17 protein-coding genes are annotated in these 22096 nt (G+C 44.1%); 10 read left to right on the top strand and 7 right to left on the bottom strand.

The window, feature by feature from the left end; all coding sequences use genetic code 11:
* The first annotated feature begins 8 nt into the window (after window positions 1-8).
* The 4 genes from TPSD3_RS07360 (at window position 9) to TPSD3_RS07375 (ending at window position 5000) form a co-directional block, all read left to right on the top strand.
* Entirely contained in the window at window positions 9-458 is a 450-nt protein-coding gene (locus TPSD3_RS07360) for a PilZ domain-containing protein (RefSeq protein ID WP_176329772.1), read from the top strand.
* 252 nt (window positions 459-710) lie between these two features.
* Window positions 711-3311, top strand: a complete 2601-nt coding sequence (gene glgP / locus TPSD3_RS07365) for an alpha-glucan family phosphorylase (RefSeq protein ID WP_086487927.1) — start codon at window positions 711-713, stop codon at window positions 3309-3311.
* 48 nt (window positions 3312-3359) lie between these two features.
* Complete coding sequence (gpmA, locus tag TPSD3_RS07370; protein ID WP_086487928.1) at window positions 3360-4106, top strand: 2,3-diphosphoglycerate-dependent phosphoglycerate mutase; 747 nt, start codon at window positions 3360-3362, stop codon at window positions 4104-4106.
* 276 nt (window positions 4107-4382) lie between these two features.
* Window positions 4383-5000: a hypothetical protein gene (locus tag TPSD3_RS07375; protein WP_086487929.1), complete on the top strand. Its 618-nt coding sequence runs from the start codon at window positions 4383-4385 to the stop codon at window positions 4998-5000.
* 69 nt (window positions 5001-5069) lie between these two features.
* On the opposite strand, the gene opgC is transcribed toward TPSD3_RS07375, so the two are convergent.
* Window positions 5070-6278: an OpgC domain-containing protein gene (gene opgC / locus TPSD3_RS07380; RefSeq protein WP_086487930.1), complete on the bottom strand. Its 1209-nt coding sequence runs from the start codon at window positions 6276-6278 to the stop codon at window positions 5070-5072.
* A 242-nt stretch (window positions 6279-6520) separates the two neighbouring features.
* Between opgC and TPSD3_RS07385 the strand changes: the two genes are divergently transcribed.
* Window positions 6521-7762: a metallophosphoesterase family protein gene (locus TPSD3_RS07385; protein WP_086487931.1), complete on the top strand. Its 1242-nt coding sequence runs from the start codon at window positions 6521-6523 to the stop codon at window positions 7760-7762.
* 5 nt (window positions 7763-7767) lie between these two features.
* On the top strand, window positions 7768-11238 hold the full coding sequence (locus TPSD3_RS07390; RefSeq protein ID WP_086487932.1) for a YhaN family protein: 3471 nt from the start codon (window positions 7768-7770) through the stop codon (window positions 11236-11238).
* Window positions 11239-11340: 102 nt separating this feature from the next.
* Here the strand turns inward: TPSD3_RS07390 and TPSD3_RS07395 are convergent, their stop codons facing one another.
* Window positions 11341-11970 (bottom strand): c-type cytochrome, encoded by a 630-nt coding sequence (locus TPSD3_RS07395; RefSeq protein ID WP_086487933.1) that lies wholly within the window; start codon window positions 11968-11970, stop codon window positions 11341-11343.
* 200 nt (window positions 11971-12170) lie between these two features.
* Window positions 12171-13013: a hypothetical protein gene (locus tag TPSD3_RS07400; protein ID WP_086487934.1), complete on the bottom strand. Its 843-nt coding sequence runs from the start codon at window positions 13011-13013 to the stop codon at window positions 12171-12173.
* Window positions 13014-13117: 104 nt separating this feature from the next.
* Between TPSD3_RS07400 and TPSD3_RS07405 the strand changes: the two genes are divergently transcribed.
* The 3 genes from TPSD3_RS07405 (at window position 13118) to TPSD3_RS07415 (ending at window position 17949) form a co-directional block, all read left to right on the top strand.
* A complete protein-coding gene (locus tag TPSD3_RS07405; RefSeq protein ID WP_086487935.1) occupies window positions 13118-15244 on the top strand; it encodes a hypothetical protein in 2127 nt (708 codons plus the stop codon).
* 12 nt (window positions 15245-15256) lie between these two features.
* Window positions 15257-16258, top strand: a complete 1002-nt coding sequence (locus tag TPSD3_RS07410; protein ID WP_176329773.1) for a glycosyltransferase family 2 protein — start codon at window positions 15257-15259, stop codon at window positions 16256-16258.
* A 62-nt stretch (window positions 16259-16320) separates the two neighbouring features.
* Window positions 16321-17949: an MATE family efflux transporter gene (locus TPSD3_RS07415; RefSeq protein ID WP_086487937.1), complete on the top strand. Its 1629-nt coding sequence runs from the start codon at window positions 16321-16323 to the stop codon at window positions 17947-17949.
* 118 nt (window positions 17950-18067) lie between these two features.
* Here TPSD3_RS07415 and TPSD3_RS07420 read toward each other — a convergent pair whose 3' ends face one another.
* On the bottom strand, window positions 18068-18532 hold the full coding sequence (locus TPSD3_RS07420) for a pentapeptide repeat-containing protein (RefSeq protein WP_086487938.1): 465 nt from the start codon (window positions 18530-18532) through the stop codon (window positions 18068-18070).
* 685 nt (window positions 18533-19217) lie between these two features.
* On the opposite strand from TPSD3_RS07420, the gene TPSD3_RS07425 reads away from it, so the two are divergent.
* Complete coding sequence (locus TPSD3_RS07425) at window positions 19218-19721, top strand: helix-turn-helix transcriptional regulator (RefSeq protein ID WP_086487939.1); 504 nt, start codon at window positions 19218-19220, stop codon at window positions 19719-19721.
* Window positions 19722-19771: 50 nt separating this feature from the next.
* Here TPSD3_RS07425 and TPSD3_RS17500 read toward each other — a convergent pair whose 3' ends face one another.
* The 3 genes from TPSD3_RS17500 to TPSD3_RS07435 are packed head-to-tail and all read right to left on the bottom strand — an operon-like array spanning window position 19772 to window position 22084.
* Window positions 19772-19945, bottom strand: a complete 174-nt coding sequence (locus TPSD3_RS17500) for a hypothetical protein (RefSeq protein ID WP_176329774.1) — start codon at window positions 19943-19945, stop codon at window positions 19772-19774.
* Between the two features lie 27 nt (window positions 19946-19972).
* Entirely contained in the window at window positions 19973-21301 is a 1329-nt protein-coding gene (locus tag TPSD3_RS07430; RefSeq protein WP_086487940.1) for a TolC family outer membrane protein, read from the bottom strand.
* Between the two features lie 27 nt (window positions 21302-21328).
* Window positions 21329-22084 carry a DUF3750 domain-containing protein gene (locus tag TPSD3_RS07435; protein ID WP_086487941.1) on the bottom strand — a complete coding sequence of 252 codons (756 nt, stop codon included), beginning with the start codon at window positions 22082-22084 and terminating at the stop codon, window positions 21329-21331.
* Window positions 22085-22096 lie beyond the last annotated feature (12 nt).

The following is a 22096-nucleotide window of genomic DNA, read 5'->3' on the forward strand; positions in this document are numbered from 1 at the left end:
ATGCTTGGGTGGAAAAGCGGCGATATTTTCGGCACGCCTCACAGATTGGTATTGAAGTGTGGCCACTGGACGGTTGTGAATTGCAGCGACAACGGCAACAGGTCTATAACGTGAGTTTAGGCGGTTTGGCGTTTCGCAGTTCCATCGCGTATCCGCCGGGTTATTTTGTCGGCTTACGTATTTTATTGATCGAATCTCCTTTTGAAATTCAAGCGCAGGTGACGTGGTGTCGGCCGCGGGCGTGTGGATTTGAAATGGGAGTGATATTTTTAGATCAAGATGATATTTTCAGGGTGCGCATGGTGGAGCAGATTTGTCGCATCGAAGCCTATCGCGCCAAACAGCATGAGCTGGGACGCGATCTCAGCAGCGACGAAGCCGCACAAGAGTGGATTCAACTTTATGCCGCTCGTTTTCCGTTGTTGTCGGCGCGAGGGGGTGTGTCTGAAAATGGTTAGAACAATTAAGACTTATTACCGCTTTAACGCAAAGATTTAAAAATGAAACATCAACCAAAATAAAAGCCCAACATTCGATTTATCTGAGTGTTGGGCTTTTTTGTGTTTGGTCTATTTGTTCGCTCTAAAAACCACCAAAAAACCATAAAAATAATTAATTATTATTCAGCCTAAAACTTTTTGGTCAAAACTCGTTTTGTTTCTTATAATGATTGCATTTTTACCCATTGATTAGGATGAGAGAGAAATATAATGTCTGATTTGTTATTTAATCTGGCGGTGATTCCTGTTATTCCCGCCGAATTGCAACGCTTAGAAGAATTGGCTAATGATCTGTGGTATGGTTGGAATCGACGCGCCAGATCGCTATTTGAACGCATTGATCCCGATTTATGGACGCAAATTGGACATAAACCGCGTTTATTTTTGCGCTGTGTGGCACAGGATAAATTGCAACATGCGGCCACTGATGATCCCGTATATCTTTCAGAATTACAACATGTTTTAGCCAGTTATGATGCGTATCATGCCGCGCCTGCTCCCCATTCTCCTCCTACCCATTCTTTAAAATCCGATGATTTAATTGCTTATTTCTGCGCAGAATATGGGTTGCATGAAAGTTTGCCGGTTTATTCGGGCGGCTTGGGTATTTTAGCAGGAGATCATTGCAAAACGGCCAGTGATTTACGTTTGCCATTTGTTGCGGTGGGATTGTTTTATCATCAGGGTTATTTTACTCAATTGATTGACCGCGAAGGCAATCAAATTGCGCGTCATAATGCAATTGATATTGATCATGTGCCGATTCATCCCGTATTAGACGAAAATAATGAGCCATTATTCATTGCAGTAGAAATTGCAAATCGCTCTGTTCAGGTAAAAGCATGGCGCGTAAAAGTGGGTCGCATTCACTTATATTTATTAGATACCGATGTTGCGGGCAATTCCCCCGAAGATCGAGAAATTACTTATCAACTTTACGGCGGCGATTTACACACCCGAATTAAACAAGAAATTGTGTTAGGTATTGGGGGGGTGCGTTTATTACGCCGTTTGCAATTAACGCCTAGCGTGTGGCATTTGAACGAAGGACATGCGGCGTTTTTAATTTTAGAACGTTTGCGCGAATATGTGGAGCAAGGTTATCGCTATGAAACCGCATTGGAAGCGGTGGCTGCCAGCGCGGTGTTTACCACCCATACGCCTGTACCAGCGGGTCATGATCATTTTCCACAAGAATTAGTGTTGCATTATCTCGGTCATTTCGCGCAACAATTAGGGCGTACGCCTGAATCTTTTTTAGCATTGGGACATGGTCACGATGGCAGTCCTGATTTTAATATGACCGCTTTGGCAATTAATGGCACTCGGCACGTGAATGGAGTCAGTCGCATTCACGGACAAGTGTCTTCAGAGATTTGTACCGCATTTTGGCCAGAGATTCCGCCACAAGAAAACCCTGTTGATTATGTCACCAATGCGGTTCATGTTTCCACTTTCTTAGCGCAAGAATGGAGCAATTTATTTGATGAATTATTGGGCGGAAATTGGCGCGATCAATTATGTCAACAATCATTATGGCAACAATTAGCCAATCAAGTTCCAGAAAAAGTATTTTGGAACACCAAGCAATCCATTAAATCACAAATGCTTAAAGTGATTCGTGCGGCTTTATTATCCCAATATTGTCATCAGCAATTAAGCCAATCTCATTTACAGCGCAAGTTAAAATATATTGATCCCGATAATCCTAATATCTTAACTATTGGTTTTGCGCGTCGTTTTGCCACTTATAAACGAGCTGCTTTATTGTTTAATGATCTGAGCTGGTTGCGAGAATTGTTGAGTGATGAAGAACGTCCTGTGGTGTTTATTTTTATGGGTAAAGCACATCCGGCGGATCAACCCGGCCAAGCCTTATTAAAAAGCATTCATCAATTATCTGACGAACCTGAATTTGTCGGCAAAGTTTTATTATTACAAGGCTATGATTTAGCGGTGGCACGACGCTTATTATATGGGGTAGATGTGTGGTTAAATAATCCTGTTTATCCAATGGAAGCCAGCGGCACATCAGGCATGAAAGCAGCCATTAATGGTACGCTTAATTTAAGCGTATTAGATGGTTGGTGGGCTGAAGGATACGATGGACAAAATGGTTGGGGAATCAAGCCCTCACCGTTTTCACAAGAACCCAGTCGTCGAGATCAAGATGATGCCCGCAGCTTATATGAAATTTTACAAGATGATGTGATTCCACTTTATTATCAACGCAATCAATATGGTTATTCACCGCAATGGATTCGTAGAGCAATTGCCTCAATGACCACGATATTGCCGCGTTTTAATAGCGTGCGTTTTTTAAATGATTATGTGGAGAAATTTTATCAACCTGCCAGTGAGAAAGGACGCGCTTTTTTTGCGAATAGTTTGCAAGCCGCTGACGAATTAGCCCAATGGAAACGCCAAGTCAGAGAAGCCTGGCCGGGAGTGCAAGTGAAGTTGTTAAATTTACCTAAAAATCCCCTTCATTATGGCGATTTATTAGAATTAGAAGTGACAGCGCAATTAAATGGATTATCGGCGGATATGATTTATGTGGAATTGCTGCTGACGCAAACGGTACACCATCCCGAAATCATGTTGTCTGATTCGCCCACGCCTGCGCAGACGCAAACCTATCGTTTTCTCCCAATGACAACCCAACCCAATGATAAACAAGTGATTTATCGTTTGAGTATTAAGCCTGCGTGGTGTGGCAATTTGACAGGACGGGTGCGATTTTTCCCGCATCATGCCTTATTGAGTCATCGGCATGAAATGGGCATGATGCGCTGGGTGGGCGATTTTTAGCCTTTCGGTTACAATAGCCCATTTGCCAAACATAAAGGAATTGATGTGATGTATAAAATTGTTTTACTGAGACACGGCGAAAGCGTCTGGAATAAGGAAAATCGCTTCACAGGTTGGACGGATGTGGATTTGTCAGAAAAAGGTCTGGCCGAAGCCAAAGCCGCCGGCGAATTGTTGAAACAACAAGGATTTACTTTTGATGTCGCTTACACCTCAGTGCTAAAGCGTGCAATACGCACCTTGTGGTTGACGCTGGACGAAATGGATTTGATGTGGATACCGGTTTATCGTCATTGGCGACTCAATGAACGCCATTATGGTGCATTACAAGGGCTGAATAAAGCCGAAACCGCCGCACAACATGGTGAAGATCAAGTAAAAATCTGGCGACGCAGTTACGATATTCCGCCGCCGGCCTTGGCAGCCGATGATCCGCGTCATCCCGCACAAGATCGCCGCTACCACAATTTAAGCACGGATGAATTACCATTAACCGAGTGTTTAAAAGACACCGTGGCGCGTTTTTTGCCTTATTGGCACGAGACCATTGTGCCTGCGATCAAGCGCGGTGAGCGGGTATTGGTGGTGGCGCATGGAAATAGTTTACGCGCACTAATCAAATACTTAGATGATGTGTCAGAAACGGAAATTGTCGGCTTGAATATTCCTACTGCCATGCCTTTGGTGTACGAATTAGATGCGGATTGCCGACCGATTCGCCATTATTACTTGGGTGATGAAGCGGCGGTGGCCGCCGCGATGCAAGCGGTAGCCAATCAAGGAAAAGCGCGTTAAGAGCTTGTTTTTTTTCTGATTTACCAAAAAGATGTGATTCATAGAATCCTTATTTTGTCAGAATCAGAATTTACAGACACAAGAATTTTCAAAATTGACTCTTGCAAGTCGTTTATTTTCAATCGGTTTTTTATTCTTTAATTCTGAAAATCCTAAAATTCTGTAAATTCTGATTCTGACAGAAAAATTTTATGAATGACTTATTTTTTGTATTGTTTTAATAGAAATCTTCAGAATGTCCGTTTTGTAAAATTTATCCCATTAACGGAGAAAAATATGGTTTTTAAATACGCATTCGGTACAGTATTAGGGGTGTTGCTGGCTTTTTCTTCGGTATCCGCGACGGAGTCTGATTCTGATTCGGTTGAAGAGGAAGAGCCGAAAAAACACTACCAATGGAACGATTTTAGCCTTTCTTATCCCGATTCAGGTTGGACTTTGGTGGAGCAGGGCGGCGATGAACACAACATGAACATCAAACTGCATTCGGATCGACAACAACCATTGAGTTTAGTGCTGACACTTAAAACCGATATGCCTGCTAGAGATGAAGAGTATGACGAAAATCCCACCATGACCAGTGTGGCTTTTGGCTTACCTATTGCGTTGAAACTGGCACAGAAGCAAGAAGAACGCATCACTGTCAGTTTTGCCCCCATGAATTTCGTTGATTATTGGGATTTGACGGCGCGCTTCCAAATTATGGACTCCGACCAACGCCATTTTCACTTGGTGGAAGCGTTTCATTATTTTCCAGAAACGGGAGAAAACTACGCCATATTGGGTGCAGTCTTAACTCGCGGAGAAGTCGGAGAAGTGGTTAAAGAAGCGGATTACTACAATCATATCTACCAAGTTTATGATATTATTCAAAGCATTACAGTAACGCCGTAATTTTTATTTTTCCACCGTCCCGATTGGTTTCACGTGGGGATGGTGGAAATACCGATTCGTTCAATTCCGTTAAAACGTGCCTAAACTTGCTGCCCGCTTATTTTTTTGATGCTGTTGGTGACGTTCATGCAGCCACGCCGGTAAACTTAAACTGGCGACAACCAACAGCGTCAAAGCCACCTGCCACTCATACGCCAAATCCAAACGCCCCCTAGACCACGCCGCAACGCCCATTCCCAACGGAGTCATGGCAAAGACAATAATAACGTGCCACGCAAACACCGACAACGAATGTTGACCTAACCACGCCAACCACGATTGGGTTAAACACCGCGGGCAACGCGACCCTAAACGGGCAATTAAATAAACCAATACCAAAAAGTTTAATAAGCGAATCGGCGTAATAAATTTAGTTTGACTTAAACTACGCAAATTAAGCGACAATACCCAATCGCGCCAATCAATAATAATCGGCAATAACCAAATTTCAACATCAGCCCGTTGCAACCATTTGCCACTGGCATGAACAAAACCTAAAAACAAGAAAATCAACACGCATAATAACCATAACCAAAAACGCGGCGGTAATGCCGATTGTTCGGGATAAATCACGCGCCAAGCCCCGGCCACCATTCCCATGACAAATAATAATTGCCACGCTAAAAATTCAAAGCCCCACGTTTTTAATAACAATAAATCATTCGATAACCACCCCACCACCTGTTCACTGCGCAAACCCATCTGCACCGCAATCCAAAGCCCTACACTGACAGACATCACCCATAACCATCGCTTTTTCACCAAGGCTTCAATAACCAATGGCATGGCCAGCAAAAATAAAGCATACATCGGCAAAATGTCTAAGTAAGAAGAATGAAATAATAAAGTCGCATATAAAAAAAACGTTAATTCAGGTGGCTGTTCAACGAAAACTCCCCAAAAAGGTTCTAACAAATCTTTCTCTCTCAACCAATCTTGAATCAACAAAACACAGACTAATAATAAAGCCACTAATAAAATATGTACTAAATAAATATCTCTGGCTCTAATAAACGCTTTTGACCACAAAAAACCACGACCCAATTGCGCATAATAACTGTAAACCAAGCCAGCCACCAACCCCGATAAAAATACAAATCCCTCGGCCGCACTGTAAAAACCAAACGGTTGATAAGTATAAAGCGATAACGGACTTCCTAAATGATTAATTGTAATCATTACCAACATCAAACCCCGTAGCGTATCCAAACGCGGATCGCGTACCAATTTATTGATCATTCCATTCCATCCCAAAGAAAAATATGAAGTAAAACGAGAGACTATTTTTATTATTATTGCGCGGTTATTCTATCGTGACACGATGATTTTTTAACCTCCATTCAGCGTTAAACGAAAGCCTGTGACTAAAAATCACTCTTTTTTACTAAAAATCAGAAAAAATGAAGCGATTGGTGATTGAATTAAAGCAAAACATAAGATAGTCTTAGCAAAGCGTCATTAAAATAAAAAGGTAATGTCTCATGAAATTTATCCATGCCGCTGATATTCACTTAGACAGCCCATTGTGTGGATTAGCGCGTTATGAAGGCGCGCCGTTGGAACAAATGCAGACGGCGACCCGGCGGGCTTTTCTCAACTTGATTGATTTGGCTTGCCAAGAAGCCGTTGATTTTGTCCTTTTGGCTGGAGATTTATATGATGGTGATTGGAAAGATTATAATACGGGGCTATTTTTTCACCAACAAATGACCCGATTGCGCGCCGCTCACATTCCTGTTTTTATTGTCTATGGCAATCACGATGCAGGAAATGTCATGACCCGTCAATTACAATTACCCGATAATGTCCGTGAATTCAGTCAACAACACCCTGAAACTTTCCGTTTGGATAACCTTAAAGTTGCCCTGCATGGACAAAGTTTTCCTACCCGTGCGGTGAGTGAAGATTTAAGCGCGAATTATCCCAAACCCATTACCGGTTATTACAACATCGGCCTACTTCACACTTCACTAGAAGGGCGAGAAGGCCACGCTTCCTACGCGCCATGCAGCGTCAAAGGGCTGCTCAGTCATGGTTACGACTACTGGGCATTAGGACATGTGCATCATCGAGAAATCGTTCACCAATCCCCTTACATCGTTTTTCCGGGCAACGTGCAAGGTCGTCACGTGCGCGAAGCGGGCGCAAAAGGCTGCACATTGGTCACGGTACGCGATCACGTCACCGAATTGAAACATTGTCCCCTAGATGTTTTACGTTGGGACGTGTGTGAACTCGATATTACTCCGTTTAGCCAAGCCGAAGATTTAATACAAGACACCCGCGACCGCATGGCACAGCTATTACAACAAGCCCATGATCGCCCTTTGGCCGTGCGTTTAATTCTCACCGGAAGCAGCGACGTACACACTCAATTACACCGTCAACCCGAACGCTGGTTAAACGAACTCCGCGCCGCCGCCACCGACGGCGGTTTAGGCCATTTGTGGATAGAAAAAATCCTATTGCAAAGCACACCACCGACCCCTTTAGAAGACTTTAATAGTGGCCCTTTGGGCGAATTAATGTCTACTTTACGTCGCTTACCGGTGGATCAAAACGAATTGGATTTACTGCGCGCCGAATTAAAACCACTCAAACAAGCCCTACCTGTCGAATTACGCAGCGACAGCATTGATCCAGACAATCCAGAAACCATTCGCCACTTATTGGGCGGGGTTGAAGAATTTTTAATGGCACGATTACTGGCACAAAGTACTTAAAGCGCATGAAACTATTAACCTTAGAATTAACCGCATTTGGACTTTTTACCAATGCCACCCTAGATTTTACCGCGCCGGAACAAGGGTTGCACTTAATTTACGGTGCAAATGAAGCGGGTAAAAGTACCACAAGACGCGCCATTAATCACTTTTTATTTGGCATTCCAGAGCGCACCAACGACGCATTTTTGCATAACAATGATCAATTGCGTATTGGTGCGCGTTTAAGCAAAGAAAATGGCCAGATTATTGAAGCATTTCGTCGTAAAGGGCGCAAAAATACCCTGATCAATACCCGTCACAATACGCCTTTAGATGAAACAGAATTTCATAGTTTTCTCAATGCCATCACTGAGAGCCGTTTTAGCACCTTATTCTGTTTTGATCATGAACAATTGAGACAAGGGGGCGATGCTTTATTAAATTCTGGTGGAGAGGTTGGCGAAAGTTTATTTAGTGCAGGCACAGGCAATGCACAATTGCACAAATTACTGTTAGAATTAGACAAAGAAGCCACTGATTTATTTAATCCCAGAGCGCGATCCGATAAACCTAAATTAAATCAAAGCATTCGCATTTACAAAGAAGCCAGTAAACGAATTAAAGACTGTTCTTTATCAGCCAGCCGTTGGGTAGAGCAAGCGCGGGCATTAGACGCAGCACGTGAGCAACATCAGCATGTCACGCAGCAATTGCGTCAATTGCAAAAAGAACAGCAACATCTCACGCGCATTCAACGCACATTACCGTTATTAAAACGGCAAAAAATTTTAAAAGATACCCTGACGCAATTGGCACATGTGATTCTTATTCCTGCCGACAGCCAAGCACGTCGTTTGCAAATTCTTGCCAATCTTAATACCGCTCAAGCTCAAGAACAACAAGCCCATTGCAATATTCAAGAATTGCAACAAACTTTAGCGCAACTTTCTATTCCCCAATTATTATTGGCCGAAAAAAATACCCTGCATAATTTGGTAGAACGCTCAGGCAGTCATCAAAAAGCCGCACGCGATTTACCCGGTGTGCGTACTGAAATGCGCACGGTGCAAAATGATGCGGAAGTGCAATTGCGTTTAATTTATCCGCAATTTAATCTCACCGAAGTTTCCCAATTGCAATTAACCCAATTGCAACGCAATCAATTAGAACGTTTGGCTAATGAACAACCTGTGTTATTAGAAAAACAGGTGAATTTGCAAGAACGTCTTAATAAAATTAATCAACAGTTAAAACAACAACAACAAATTTTAGCCCAATTACCCACTATTCCGCCATTAGAGGCATTAAAAGCCGCTTTAACTCATGCCTTAAAACAAGGTGATTTAGAACAGCAAATGAATAAGGCAGAAAAAACGGTTAAATTATTAAAACAAGAAACCGATATTGCCTTAAAACAACTGGGATTGTGGACAGGAACATTAGACGAATTGGATCAATTGGCTTTGCCTGCGGCCGAGCGAATTGAACAATTTGATCAGCGGTTTAAAGAATTAGAAACCGATCAACGGCGCATTAAAGAACGCTTATTAGAAGCCCGCCGCCGCGCTGCCGAAGCCGAGCAGAAATTGGAAGCCCTGAATTATGCCGGTGCTGTCCCCACAGAGGACGATTTACACCACGCCCGCACCTTGCGTAATCAACAATGGCAAGGTATTAAACAAGGGGCTAATACGCCAGAATTACAACAACAATTTGAAGCGGCTCTGTTGCAAGCCGATGAAATTGCTGATCGTTTACGACGCGAAGCCCATCGCGTAGCCGAATATGCCAATCTTTTAGCCGAACGACACAGCACGCAACAAGAACATGAACAACACATTAAAAAATGGTACGCCGCCAATGACTTAGCGCATCAAGCACAACGCGATTGGTTGATGTGTTGGGAGGCGACGGGCATTCTCCCCGGTAGCCCCGCAGAAATGCGGGCGTGGTTGACTCGTTGTTTGCATTTACGCCAACTCAGCACGCAATTAAGAGAACAACAGCATATTTTTACAATTCAACAGCAGTTAATGCAGAAAACCTGCGGAGAATTGACCCACGTTTTAGGCCATTTACCCCATCGTGTGATTCCGCTAACGCGCTTGAGTGATTTGGTAGAACAAGCCCGTTCTAGCGTCGATTATTACGCCACTTTGCAGCGACAACATGATGATACGCATCGTCAAATCAATACCTTACACAATGAACAGCAAAATTTAGAAACCGCGTGTCAACAGATCGGCGAAGCCTTAAACGATTGGCAGCGGCAATGGACGCAAGCCTTGATTCCTTTACATTTAGCGTCAAATACGGATGTGGCAGGCGTACGCAGTGTTTTAAACATTTTAGATCAAGTGATGCACAAAATTGAACGCATTCACGGCTTGCGGCGACGCATTGAGCGCATGGAAGAAGATGCTAACGTGTTTCGTGCCGATGTGGTGCGTTTAACGACACAATTAGCCCCTGAATTGTTGGATTTACCCGTAGAAAATATTGTGGTGCATTTATCGGAGCGTTTAAGTGCCGCCGAAAGAGATGCCACCCGTCAAGAGCAATTACAACAGCGTTTAGAAAAAGAACAACGCACCTTTACCCAAGCCCAAACCCAATTACAACAAGCCCAAGCGCAATTACAAGTATTATTTCAACAAGCCTGTTGTGATAATGTGAATGATCTGGAATTAGCCGAACAGAAATCTGCTCATAAATATCAGGTGCAAAAAGAATTATTAGAACTGGAACAACAGTTATTAGAACAAGGGGAAGGTTTATCTTTATTAGAATTAGCCGAAGCGGCAAATGAAATTGATCCCGATCAATTACCCGATCAAATTCAGCAAAACCAAAATACTTTACAACAGCTAGAGCAAACCCGCTCAGAATTAGATCAGAAAATTGGCGAATTAAAAACCTTATTAGGACAAATGGACGGCAATGCCGAAGCCGCAAAAGCGGCCGATGAAGCACAATTCGCATTAGCCGAAATGCAGACATTAAGCGAGCGATATATGCAAATTCATTTGGCTGCAACTGTATTGCGCAAATCAATGGATCGCTACCGTGAACAGCATCAAGAACCGTTGTTGCAGCGCACCAGTGCGTTGTTTTCGCGCTTAACTTTGGGACGCTATCAGGGGGTATGTTCTGGATTTGTGGGCAATAATCCCCAAGCGGTGTTACTCGGAATGCGGGATCGCGCTGAAATCGCCACGCACGCCATGAGCGAAGGCACACGCGATCAGTTGTATTTGGCTTTGCGTTTGGCGAGTGTGTCGCATTATTTGGCTGAACATGAGCCGTTGCCTTTGGTGTTAGACGATATTTTGATCAATTTCGACGATGATCGCGCCGCAGTGACGCTACAAATCTTGGCCGAATTCGCCCAACAAACCCAAGTGCTGTTTTTCACCCATCATCAACACTTGATTTCCCTCGCGCAATCGGTGGTTAAACAAAATGTGTTAAAAGTGCATTATTTAGGGGGATAAAAAGAATCATAAAAAATCACAAATGATCATAAAAAAGGGATAACCCTTTCGTATCTGCGAGGGTTATCCCTTTTGATTGAGGCAATCTAGGGCATTAGAAAATTAACGTAAGCCTGAAGTGTAAGCAGCGACTGCTTTCATTTCTTCGGCAGATAATTTGGCCGCAATTTGCTTCATCATCAACTTGAGTAGCTCTTGTGAATCGCCTGCACGCGCCCCGGATTTATAGTCTTGTAATTGTTTTTCTAAATAAGCGGCACTTTGTCCACCAATACGTGGATATAACGCAGCTCCATTGCCGTTGCCATTCGGGCCATGGCAGCCAATACAGGCGGGTACGCCTTTGTCTTTCACACCCGCACGATAAATGTCTCGTCCTTGTTCGGCCAATTCGTCAGCGGCTGGCGTTAAAGCCATTTTTTGGCTGGCGTAAAACGCCGCCAAATCCAGCATGTCTTGTTCAGACAACGCAGCAGCCATCGGGGACATCAGGGCGTTGTGACGCGCTCCGGATTTAAAGTCTTTCAGTTGCGATGCAATGTATTGCGGATGTTGTCCGGCAATGCGTGGGTATTCGGCAATTGCGCCATTGCCGTCTGTACCATGACAGGCCATACAGACCATCGTTTTTCCTTTGCCCGCTTCGGCATCACCCACAGGACGAGTCGCAGGTTCACTGGCCAATACGGTTTGGCTGGCTAATAAGATACACAGTGCTGTTAATTTTTTCATTCAATTTATCCGTCACATAAGAGTGAATCATCTCATTGGGCTTAACACATCGCCCGCGCTAATGCCCAAATTAGGTTTTTTGTTGACTCTACCATTCTAAAGTCATCACGGCACGCACAAAGGGTAAATCCGCCCGCGCCTCGCTTATCATATCATGGGTTACATTAGAAACCACTGATTATTGCGGGATAAATTTGCCATTAGTTCAAAGGGCGGTATTGCGGGGCAGTTTGTCCTGCGGGTGGCATGGAGGGCATAGAGGGCGGTGGCGGAGGGGCTTGACGGAATTGTTGTTGCATTTGCTGCATTTGTTCCATGCGTTTTTGCATCATTTGCTGTTCGGTCAGCACGGGATAATCACTGGGAATGGCAAAGAGTTGTTCATCAATGCTCACGTCTGTCTGAATGGCATCCATTTGATGTACAATGCGCCCTTGATTATCGATGCTTTTTAGAACAATTCCTTTGGTCATTAAGGCTCCTTCTTGTTCACTTTGCGCGAATAAACAAGGACTAAACGCAAATGCCATTTTCATCATTGCCCGTCGAGAATGGGTTAATTCGCTCATGGCGGTGAGAAAATTTTGCAGGTGCGCGATGTCACTGGCTTGGGCAGATACGTAGTTATCTGAACACACTTGGTCGTTAGCGGTGATTTGGTAGTGGCGCGTGGGGTAGCCCAGTAGGGGTTGCCCTTCTCCTTTTTCTACGAGGGCGGTTTTTACTGGTGGTGCGTCGGGAACATTGGGCATATTGGGCGAGAGCGCGGACAGGTCGCTGCCGGCTTTGATCGGAACTTCCATGACTTGTTTTTCTAACCCATCAACGGCGAACATTTTTTGTGCTTCTAAGTCCAAAATCATGTAGCGTTCGGGTCGGTCGCTGTCCATGCGGGCTTTGGTTTCGGTGATGGTGATTTTTTGTATTTTGCCGCTTTGGTCGTGATGTTGAATGACGGTCGCTGTACCCGCCCACAGGTTCGCACTGAGTAAAGTAGAATATAGCAGTCCTGTAAATCCAGCTAAGTGTTTATTAAATCTCATGTTGCTCCTCCAGAAATGTGATTTTTTGATGGTGAGAATGATAGGTTACTTTTATCCTGTTGACTTGCCTATTGTACCATCGTTTTGATTTTAGGTTATTAATTATGGAATTTAGTGCTGTTTTCTTTCAAGACACAGGGTTGGCCGTTGTGGTGGCTTTGTTGTGGTTTGGGGTGCCGGGTTTTTTGGTGTTGGGTGTGTTGGGGTTAAGTTCGCGTGGGTGGGGAGATTTGTTGATTGCGCCGGCGGTGGGTTTGTGTGTGTTTGGTGCGGTGAGTTTGCCGGTGACTACTGTTGTGGGTTTGAACGTGTGGACTTTAGGGTTATTGTGGCTTGGGTTTGTGGGCGGGGGGTATTTTTGGCAGAAAAAAATAGCAGCAAAAACAACCATATCCACCGCGCCATTATTGCTGTTTTATTCGGATCAAAAGCCGTCATGGTTTGTTGTTTTGGCCTTGTTGGCACTCAGCGCGTTGTGGGCTACGGCGTTGACTCGTAATATTTATCCGTTTGTTTTTCAAGAGGGTTTATTTGTTAATACGCATATTTTTGACCATGCCAAAGTGGCAATGTTGGATGGAATTGCCCGTGAAGGGGTCTTGCCGCTTAATCCTTATTATGCGCCAGAAGGAGAGCGGATTGTTTTAATTTATTATTTTCTCTGGCATTTTATGGGCGCGCACATTAAGTTATTGACGGGTGCTGCGGGCTGGCCGGTGGATGTGGCTATGACGGGTATCACGGCATTTGTCACGTTAAATTTTTTGGTGGCGTTGGCGTTTTTGGTGGCGCGGCGTAAGGTGTTGGCGAGTTTTCTGGTGATTGGTTTTGCGCTGTTGGGACCGCCGGCGGATTTGCTAATGAGTCTCACCAGTTCTGGTTTGCATTCATTGATCGATTATCCGCGTTATCCAAATTCGGATGCGACAATACATCCATTGGAAGTCTTGTGGATTCAAGCAGCTTGGGTGCCACAACATGTGTTGTCGGCATTGGCGATTGTGGTGATGTTGTTTTTGGTGAGTCGGGTCTTGTTGTTGCGTCATTTGTCGTGGGAATATGCGGTGATAATTGGTTGGGTGGCTGCGACGGCATTTGGTAGTTCGACGTGGGTGGGTGGGATTGCGTTGACTTTGGCGTTACCGGGTTTATTGTTGGCGATGGTGGCTTTGCGTTTGGGTTTAGGCACGTATTGGGCAAGCACGCAAACGGCAGTGATTGCGGTGGTGGTGTGTGTGTTGACGGCGATACCGTTATTTGTGGCGAAATCATCCGGGCCATCATTGGCTGAAACACAATTGCCTTTTGGTTGGGGAGTGCATTTGGCCACCAATTTATTTGCTTATGACAGCATTTGGGGAAAAATAATGCACGTGCCATTGTTCTGGGTGCAGTTTTTACCTTTAAATTTGGGCATTTTTTATGCGGTGGGTTTGTTGACGTTGTTGTTACGTCAGGCCGCAACACCTGAAATTCGCAATTTTCGCTATTTGAGTTTAGGGGCAGCGGTGACTTTTCTGCTCATTGTGCAGTTTGTGCAAAGTGAGTTTTGGAATAATACATTTGGGTGGCGCACGGTACTGGTGCCGGTGATGTTGTTGTTGGTTTGGGCTGGGGTGGGGTTGTCGGATTTATTGGATTCGCAATTGGCGCGGGTTGGGGGATGGCGGGGTTTGTCTTTGGTGATTCGCGGCCAGTGTTTATTGGTGGCTGTGACCATGTTGGGGGTGATGTTGGGGGCTTTGGCAACGTTGCATGTGTATCGTTTGCCTGATCCCGCACGTTCGACCCTCAGTGAACGAGAATGGCAGGAACGCCGCAGTTTTCTGTTACACGCGAAGGTGTGGGAAAAAGTACGGGAATGGGTCGGCCCTAATGAGTTGGTTCAAGTCAATCCTGATGGTTATCATACTTTAACGCCGTGGCCGGCGACTTTGCCTTATGCTTTGTTTGCGGATCGTGCCGTTGCTTATGCGAATGTTGAATACAGTACGGTGTTCGCCTATCGCTACGATGCCGCGCAAAATCGGCAAACTTATGCCTTGATGCAAGAAATTTTTTCAGCACAAACCAGTCGAGAAGCTTTAATGCGTTTGCGCGATGTGTTTAAGGTAAAGGCGATTTTGGTCGATTGGCTCGATCCCGCGTGGCATGGCTCGGCGATTGCGGAATCGGGAATTTATCGAGAAGTGTATGCCGATGATCATTTTCGGATTTTTGTGGCGTTGTGACGAGGAATGCAAATGGTTGTCACCATTGTGGTGTTAAATTGGTGTCATTGGACGGAAACGGTGGCGTGTTTAAACTCGTTGCGTCAGTTGGTGTGTGTTTATCCGGTGAAGTGGGTGATTTGTGATAATGCGTCATCGGATGATTCTTTTTTACAATTGACGCAGTGGATAAACGCGCATTTTTCGCCATCTGACCGGGCGATTTATGCTGAGGTTTTAAGTGAGAATGAATTAGACCATGGCGATCATTTTCCTGCGGTGACGTTGTTGCCAACGGGGGGAAATTGGGGATTTGCGGGGGGGAATAATGTGGGTTTGCGTTATGCGTTGGCGCGAATGGAGGCGGGTTATGTGTGGGTGTTGAATAATGACACCGCGGTTTTTCCTGACAGTTTGCAAGCTTTGTTAGATTGTGCAGAAACGCAGCCAGAAGTGGGGTTGTGGGGCAGTACGTTGGTGGAATGGGATGCGCCACAACAGGTGCAGTGTGCGGGGGGTTGTCGTTATTATCCGTGGTTGACCATCACGCGACCGGTGTGGCAGGGTATGTCGCTGGCCGCGGCGCAACAATCGGTAGTCATACCGCGTTTGGATTATGTGGCGGGGGCGGCGTTGTTTTTTCCCGTCAAGGTGTTGCGTGAGGTGGGTTTGTTAAATGACGAATATTTTTTATTTTATGAAGAATTAGATTATTGTCAGCGTTTAAAATCATCAGGTTACACCATTGCGTGGTGTCGAGACAGTGTAGTGCGACATCGTGGCAGTGCCAGTGTGGGGCATTCAGCCAACGGAAATCGGGAGCAGTTGAAACAGGCAAATTATTATGAAAATTTAAGTACGTTAAAATATAGTTTTAATTTTCATCGTTCGAGATTTACGGTTATTTTTATTTTGCGTTGGGTATTGAAAGCGGCCGCATTAATCGTGACTCAACGGTGGTTTTTGTTGCCGCCTTTATGGGTTGCTTATCGGGATTTTTTAGCTCGTCGAGATTGGCGACAAGAAAAGAAGTGATTTTTTTTAATCCAGCCTGCTGATTGTTCAGCCGTCCTCTTTGATTTCTATCCAGTAAAACTATGAATACAATTCAACCCACACCCCACACACCTAAGAATTTGAATGAAGAAGAAATCAAGTCATTGGTTTCTCGCAATTTTATTATTTCGATGTTAGCGCGCATATTTCGTTTGGCGACGCGCTTATTTATCCCGCCAATCGTGTTATTGTTTGTTTCTACGGAGGAGTATGGTTTATGGTCGTTGTGTTTTGTGATTATTGGTTATTTGGGATTGGGTGCGTTTGGGATTTCTAATGTGTATGTGCGTTATGTGGCGGAATATCATGCGCGACATGAAGTAGATAAGATTAATCAATTGGTGTCTACGGGCATTATTGTGGTATTGACCATTAGTTTAATTTTATTAGCGGTGTTTTATGTGTTTTTGCCGAAATTAATTGTCGATATTTTTAAAATTGCGCCGCACTATCATGAAATGGCCTTTTATTTGTTTTATGGTACGGCTTGTATTTTTATGATAGAAATCAGTTTGGGCGGTTTTTTGTATATGCTCAACGGGATGCAGCGCATTACTGAAACCACCTTAGTGTCTTTGGTGTGTATTAGTATTGAAACGGTGCTGATTGTGGTGTTTTTGTTGATGGGGATGGGGTTGTATGCGTTGATGGCGGCGTTGATTATTCGTTATTTTTTGATGGTGGGTTCTTATATTTATTTGTCTTATCGTTTGATTCCGGGCTTATCGATTGGGTTGCGGCATTTTCGGCGGTCGTGTTTGCGGTTATTTTATCGTTTTGGGGCGGTGGTGCAGTTTACGGGCATGTTGAGTATGACTATGAATTCGATGGATAAGTTAGTCTGTGGTACAACATTAGGCACGCAAGCGGCGGGTTTGGTGGATTTGGGATCGCGTTTTCCGGTGACTGCGGCGCAGATTCCGGGGGCTATGAATACTGTGATGATGCCTGCCATTTCCTACATGCACAGTCAGCAGCGTAAACATGAGATTTATCAATTGTATATCAGTGGAACTCGTAATATGAATTTAATTATGGGTTTTATTTTGGGTTTTTTGTCCACGTTTTCTGGGGTGATTGTGGCGGGTTGGTTGGGGACGCGAGAGGAGTTTGCGGTGGTGGCGACGATTATGACGATTGTGGCGTTTCCCCAGCATTTGCATATTTTGACGGGACAGGGGTCGGCGTTTTTTCAAGGAATTGAAAAGCCTGCGCGTACGTTGACTTATTCTTTGGGTCGTTTAAGTTTGGTGACTGTTTTTTTATTGTTATTGTTTCATTTTGAAAAGCATCCGACGGTTGTGCATGTGGTGGCGACGGTGGCGTTGGCGACGGTATTTGGTGCGTTAAATTATTTTAATTATATTAATCGCTTTTTGGCGGTGCCGAATATGGAATTTATTCGTCGGGTGTTGGTGCCGGGATTTGTGCCGTATTTGATTGGTTATTTATTGACGCTGTTATTGTCGCATTGGATTGAGATTGCGCTGCAAAATCGTTGGTATGCGATAGGTGTAGTTTTGGTGAGTGGAGTGATTTACAGTGTGGTGTCGGGGTCGGTGTTGTATTTTTTGGTGCTGGATGTGAAGGAACGCGGACAGGTGCGCCGTAAAACGTTAAAGGTGATTGTGCGTTTAACCTCGATTGGGCGTAAGTTGACTCGGCGTTGAGACCCCGCCAGCCCCCGTCCCGCCACAAAACGCACCGTAAAACACGTTGCTGTGGCGGTTAGGAAAAAGTGAACAGTGGCGAATATAAAGCCATATCTTGTGAGATCACAATGGCGTACTAGCGGGTTGCGCCGTCTAAGTTAGCACCGCTGGCTCCGTCGAGTTTCGCATCTTTCAATACAGCCCCCTTGAAGTCAGCTCCGCTGAGTTGTGCGCCGCTGAGGTCGGCACCGCGCAAATTCGCACCGCGCAAATTCGCACCACTCAGATTGGCTCCGGACATCCGCGCCCCACGTAAGTTGGCTCGGCGCAATTCGGCATGGGATAAATTTGCCCCGCGTAAGTCCGCTCCGCGTAAATTGGCCCCACGCAATTTGGCACGGCTAAGGTTTGCCCCCCGTAACGCCGCACGCGCCAAACGGGCATTGACCAAATTGGCGTTGCTTAAATTACAGCGTTCGCACTTATTGGTTTTTTTTAGGGTTTCTACGTTGTTTTTGCCTTTTCCCTGCGCGTCAACATCAGGTGGAAAAGCTAAACTTAGCGAGAATACCAAGCATAAAAGATAAACTAATGTTTTCATCTGCACAGTCTTTAGCGTACAAAGCGAAGCGATAATGTTCTGTGTTGGCTTAACGGGTGCGGGTGGTTTACGCGCAATGTTCCCGTATCTTTAAGGGTGGTCATTCCGTCGATGCGAATTTTATCGTATCGACCGACATTGTGCTGCAAATAATTTTTCTATATTTTAATTGATTATTCGGTTGCATTTTTAAAGTCTCTTTAGGACTTGAGAGATGTACTTGATGGTAAGTATAGGATAGCACTGTTATCAAGCAAAGTGTGATGACTTCACTGACTTTCGCTCATAAAAAACGGATAAATGCGATCATGAGGACATTATGGCACTAGATGGGATATTGTCGATAGTCTTTTGAGCGAGTATTTATGAAAGAATAACACATCTTTTTGAAGTTATTAGTATTATATTTAGCTTAATTTTCAGGTGAAATAAATTACGTGTGAAAATAAATGTAAGCGTTAAGCACTATTTTCTGCAATGATTTTGATAAATCAATTCATGCTGCGAATAATTTATGATGAGCTTATTTAGCGTTGAAAAAATAGAGCCAACGGGGTTGATGGAAAATTCAATTCTGCATCCCAACCCTTGCTGTGGGTGAGATGCCAACGTTTAGAAAAATTGTTAAGGGTCGTATAAACGGCCTTATTTTGCTACACTGAAATTTTTCAAGGTGTATTTTATTATGTCACAACGGAAAGAAAAGCTGTTTATTATTTGGTTGTTGATTATTGTGTTGTTGAATTTTTATGAATTTTATAATGATCTTTCTGATTATGATCATACTTTATTCCACATTACCATAGAATTGGTGGTTATTTTGTTTTCTGTTTTTGGAATTATTTTTTTAATGTGGGAAGTGTGGCAGCGGCAGCGAGAAATTGAACAATTAAGCCAACAACTGACGTTGACCCGCACGCATTTAGACGAAGTGCATCAGAAAGTAAAACAAGCCAGTCGTCAATATGCTGGCGTTATTCAAGAACAATTCACCAGTTGGGAATTGACCCAAAGTGAAAAAGAAGTGGCTATGTTATTACTTAAAGGGCTGAGTTTTGAGGAAATTGCTCAATTGCGCGCCACCAAAGAGAAAACCGTGCGACAACAAGCCACTTCCATTTATCGTAAATCGGGATTAAATGGCCGATATGCTTTTGCAGCCTGGTTTTTTGAGGATTTTTTAGGGTAGTCGTGTCATGGATGCTAAAGGGCGAATTTCGTCAACTGTTTAATAACGCACTAATCTCCCATTTTCTCTGCTGGTGATGTGGGAGATAATGAATTTTGATAAGCTTGGCGCAATACTGCTCGCAAACCCATACAACATTCACTCACCGAACCGCCATTTTTTAATGGACAAGAAGGACAATTTAACCCGCTTTTTTGACGAGTCACTATTTCATTACTGACCATGAATTTTAAACACCTAGAAAGTAAAGATTAATGTATATTTGTTTTTTTAATATCCAGTGTGCTTAATAAAATACCCATGCCATTAAGCAAATTAAAAATTTCAATCCATTCACTATATTGCAACTCGGCCAAAGAAGAATGCGCTCGAAATAATTCCGTTTCCGAATCTAAAACATCCAATAAACTGCGCTGTCCAATTCTAAACTGCTCTTGATAAGCGGCAACCACCTCCGAAGTGGCGCGTAAATGCGTTTCCAAAGGGGCAAAACGCTGTTGTGTGGTCATCAAATTATTCCACGCCAAGCGCACTTCCTGCTCAACTTCTCGTTCTTTTTGGCGCAGATTTTCGCGGCTGGCGGCTAACAATTGCGCGGCTTCTACCCGTTTGGCTCTGTCGGCTCCGCCTTGGTAAAGGGCATAATTTAAACGTAACATGGCATATAAATCATCATTATTGCCTTCTACCCCGTCTAAATTTTTATTCTTAGAACCACCCAATTCTACACTTAATTGCGGCATTAAAATCGCGCCTGATTGATGATAACTGGCTTCTGCGGCGGCAATTTCTGCTTTTGCGGTTAATAAAACGGGATGTTGTTCTAAGGCTTGACTTAATGCAGCTTCTAAATGAGCGGGAATGGCTTGGCGTAACGTGGCCGCAATTGGATCGCTGGCGAGCGGAATTAAATTTTTTGCAGTTTCCCCTGTGATTTGCTGATAGTAAATAAAAGCATTATTTAAATGCCCTTCCGCATTAATTAACAAAGATTCGGCCAAAGCCAAGCGACTTTCACTGTGTTGTAAATCCGCTTTTCTCCCTGCGCCACTGGCAAATAATTCTTCGATTTTATGATAATTCTTTTGATGCACCACTAAATGATCTTTAGCCAGTTCTAATAACACTTGGCGACGAAAAATATTTAAATAAGCCTCAGCCGTTGCTTGAGCGATATTTTCGTGAGTATTTAACAAACGATACGCGGTAGAATCGCGTAACGCCGTGCGATTTGCAACGGCTGATTTAACCGCAAAACCATCAAACAGCATTTGCGAAACCCCTACCCCCAATTCGCGGCGCATCAATTCCAAATCACCGTCTTCCGTGCTGGACAAGCGCGTGCTGGGGTTATCGCTGTATTCATGACCATAAGCTGCCGTCACCTGCACTCGTGGCAAATAACCCGCACGAGCCTGTTTAATCGCCTCATCGGCGGCAAATCGCTGATGTTGACCTGCCATAATTTCGGGGTGCGTGGCTAAAGTGCGCTCGATCACCTCGACTAAGGTATCAGCCGCACTATTTTGCAGCCACAATGAAGCCAGTAATAAACCAAAAGAAAATTTTTTGAATCGCATTATTATGATTCCAAGTAAGGTATACCATTAACGCCAACCAATTCGCCCAATTCCAGGATATTTAATGGCTAAATCTAAAGGATCAATGCCCACAGTTAAGCTTAATAGATTCAGCTCAATGCCTTCTTCCACTGCTACCATAATTCCCAACAAGCCATAAAGCGACAATTGCTTTCCCGTTCCACTGGGAGCAGTTCCCCACCATTGTCCATGTTCTAAAAAATCTTTACCGATAGCCGTGGGAGGCAAATCCAATTTTAATTCAGGTAATTGCCGCGCCACAAATGCGGTAAATGTGTTGCTATTTGGGCCTGGCCACATTCGATATTCAAAGGGATAAGGATATTGCTCAATGGCATTTTCTAAACGATCAATAATTAAATCAACCTCTTGCCCCCCGCGAATTTCGGCCAATAATTCAGGTGGACTGCCATACCAATACGGGTCAGGAATAGTATCCGTAAGGTGTTGTAAAACTTTACCATCTCGCGTGGTATGTTGTAAAAAACCAACCACTTGCGACAAATGATAGAAGGCTTCTTGGCTGCGCTTGAAGGATATCCAAGTATGCACCGCAAACGCTCCGCGCCAACTCCAAGTGCGCGCCGCGTAAACTTGAATGATGGCTTCTGTATTTTCCTTAGGAGGCGGGGCAATACCTGCACTTTCTTGTGAAGCACTTTGCCATGAACTGGCTAAGTCTAAATCGCCAAACAATAACACGCCAATTGGGCCTGCCAATAACAACCACAATCCCAGTAAAAAATAAAAAAACCATTTCATTTTTTAACCCCT

Source organism: Thioflexithrix psekupsensis (assembly GCF_002149925.1).
In the GTDB taxonomy this organism is placed as follows: domain Bacteria; phylum Pseudomonadota; class Gammaproteobacteria; order Beggiatoales; family Beggiatoaceae; genus Thioflexithrix; species Thioflexithrix psekupsensis.

Excerpts from the sequence above, each read along its gene's own strand:
- glgP (WP_086487927.1), top strand. The coding sequence starts at position 711 with ATGTCTGATTTGTTATTTAATCTGGCGGTGATTCCTGTTATTCCCGCC.
- gpmA (WP_086487928.1), top strand. The coding sequence starts at position 3,360 with ATGTATAAAATTGTTTTACTGAGACACGGCGAAAGCGTCTGGAATAAG.
- TPSD3_RS07375 (WP_086487929.1), top strand. The coding sequence starts at position 4,383 with ATGGTTTTTAAATACGCATTCGGTACAGTATTAGGGGTGTTGCTGGCT.
- opgC (WP_086487930.1), bottom strand. The coding sequence starts at position 6,278 with ATGATCAATAAATTGGTACGCGATCCGCGTTTGGATACGCTACGGGGT.
- TPSD3_RS07385 (WP_086487931.1), top strand. The coding sequence starts at position 6,521 with ATGAAATTTATCCATGCCGCTGATATTCACTTAGACAGCCCATTGTGT.
- TPSD3_RS07390 (WP_086487932.1), top strand. The coding sequence starts at position 7,768 with ATGAAACTATTAACCTTAGAATTAACCGCATTTGGACTTTTTACCAAT.
- TPSD3_RS07395 (WP_086487933.1), bottom strand. The coding sequence starts at position 11,970 with ATGAAAAAATTAACAGCACTGTGTATCTTATTAGCCAGCCAAACCGTA.
- TPSD3_RS07400 (WP_086487934.1), bottom strand. The coding sequence starts at position 13,013 with ATGAGATTTAATAAACACTTAGCTGGATTTACAGGACTGCTATATTCT.
- TPSD3_RS07405 (WP_086487935.1), top strand. The coding sequence starts at position 13,118 with ATGGAATTTAGTGCTGTTTTCTTTCAAGACACAGGGTTGGCCGTTGTG.
- TPSD3_RS07410 (WP_176329773.1), top strand. The coding sequence starts at position 15,257 with ATGGTTGTCACCATTGTGGTGTTAAATTGGTGTCATTGGACGGAAACG.
- TPSD3_RS07415 (WP_086487937.1), top strand. The coding sequence starts at position 16,321 with ATGAATACAATTCAACCCACACCCCACACACCTAAGAATTTGAATGAA.
- TPSD3_RS07420 (WP_086487938.1), bottom strand. The coding sequence starts at position 18,532 with ATGAAAACATTAGTTTATCTTTTATGCTTGGTATTCTCGCTAAGTTTA.
- TPSD3_RS07425 (WP_086487939.1), top strand. The coding sequence starts at position 19,218 with ATGTCACAACGGAAAGAAAAGCTGTTTATTATTTGGTTGTTGATTATT.
- TPSD3_RS17500 (WP_176329774.1), bottom strand. The coding sequence starts at position 19,945 with ATGGTCAGTAATGAAATAGTGACTCGTCAAAAAAGCGGGTTAAATTGT.
- TPSD3_RS07430 (WP_086487940.1), bottom strand. The coding sequence starts at position 21,301 with ATGCGATTCAAAAAATTTTCTTTTGGTTTATTACTGGCTTCATTGTGG.
- TPSD3_RS07435 (WP_086487941.1), bottom strand. The coding sequence starts at position 22,084 with ATGAAATGGTTTTTTTATTTTTTACTGGGATTGTGGTTGTTATTGGCA.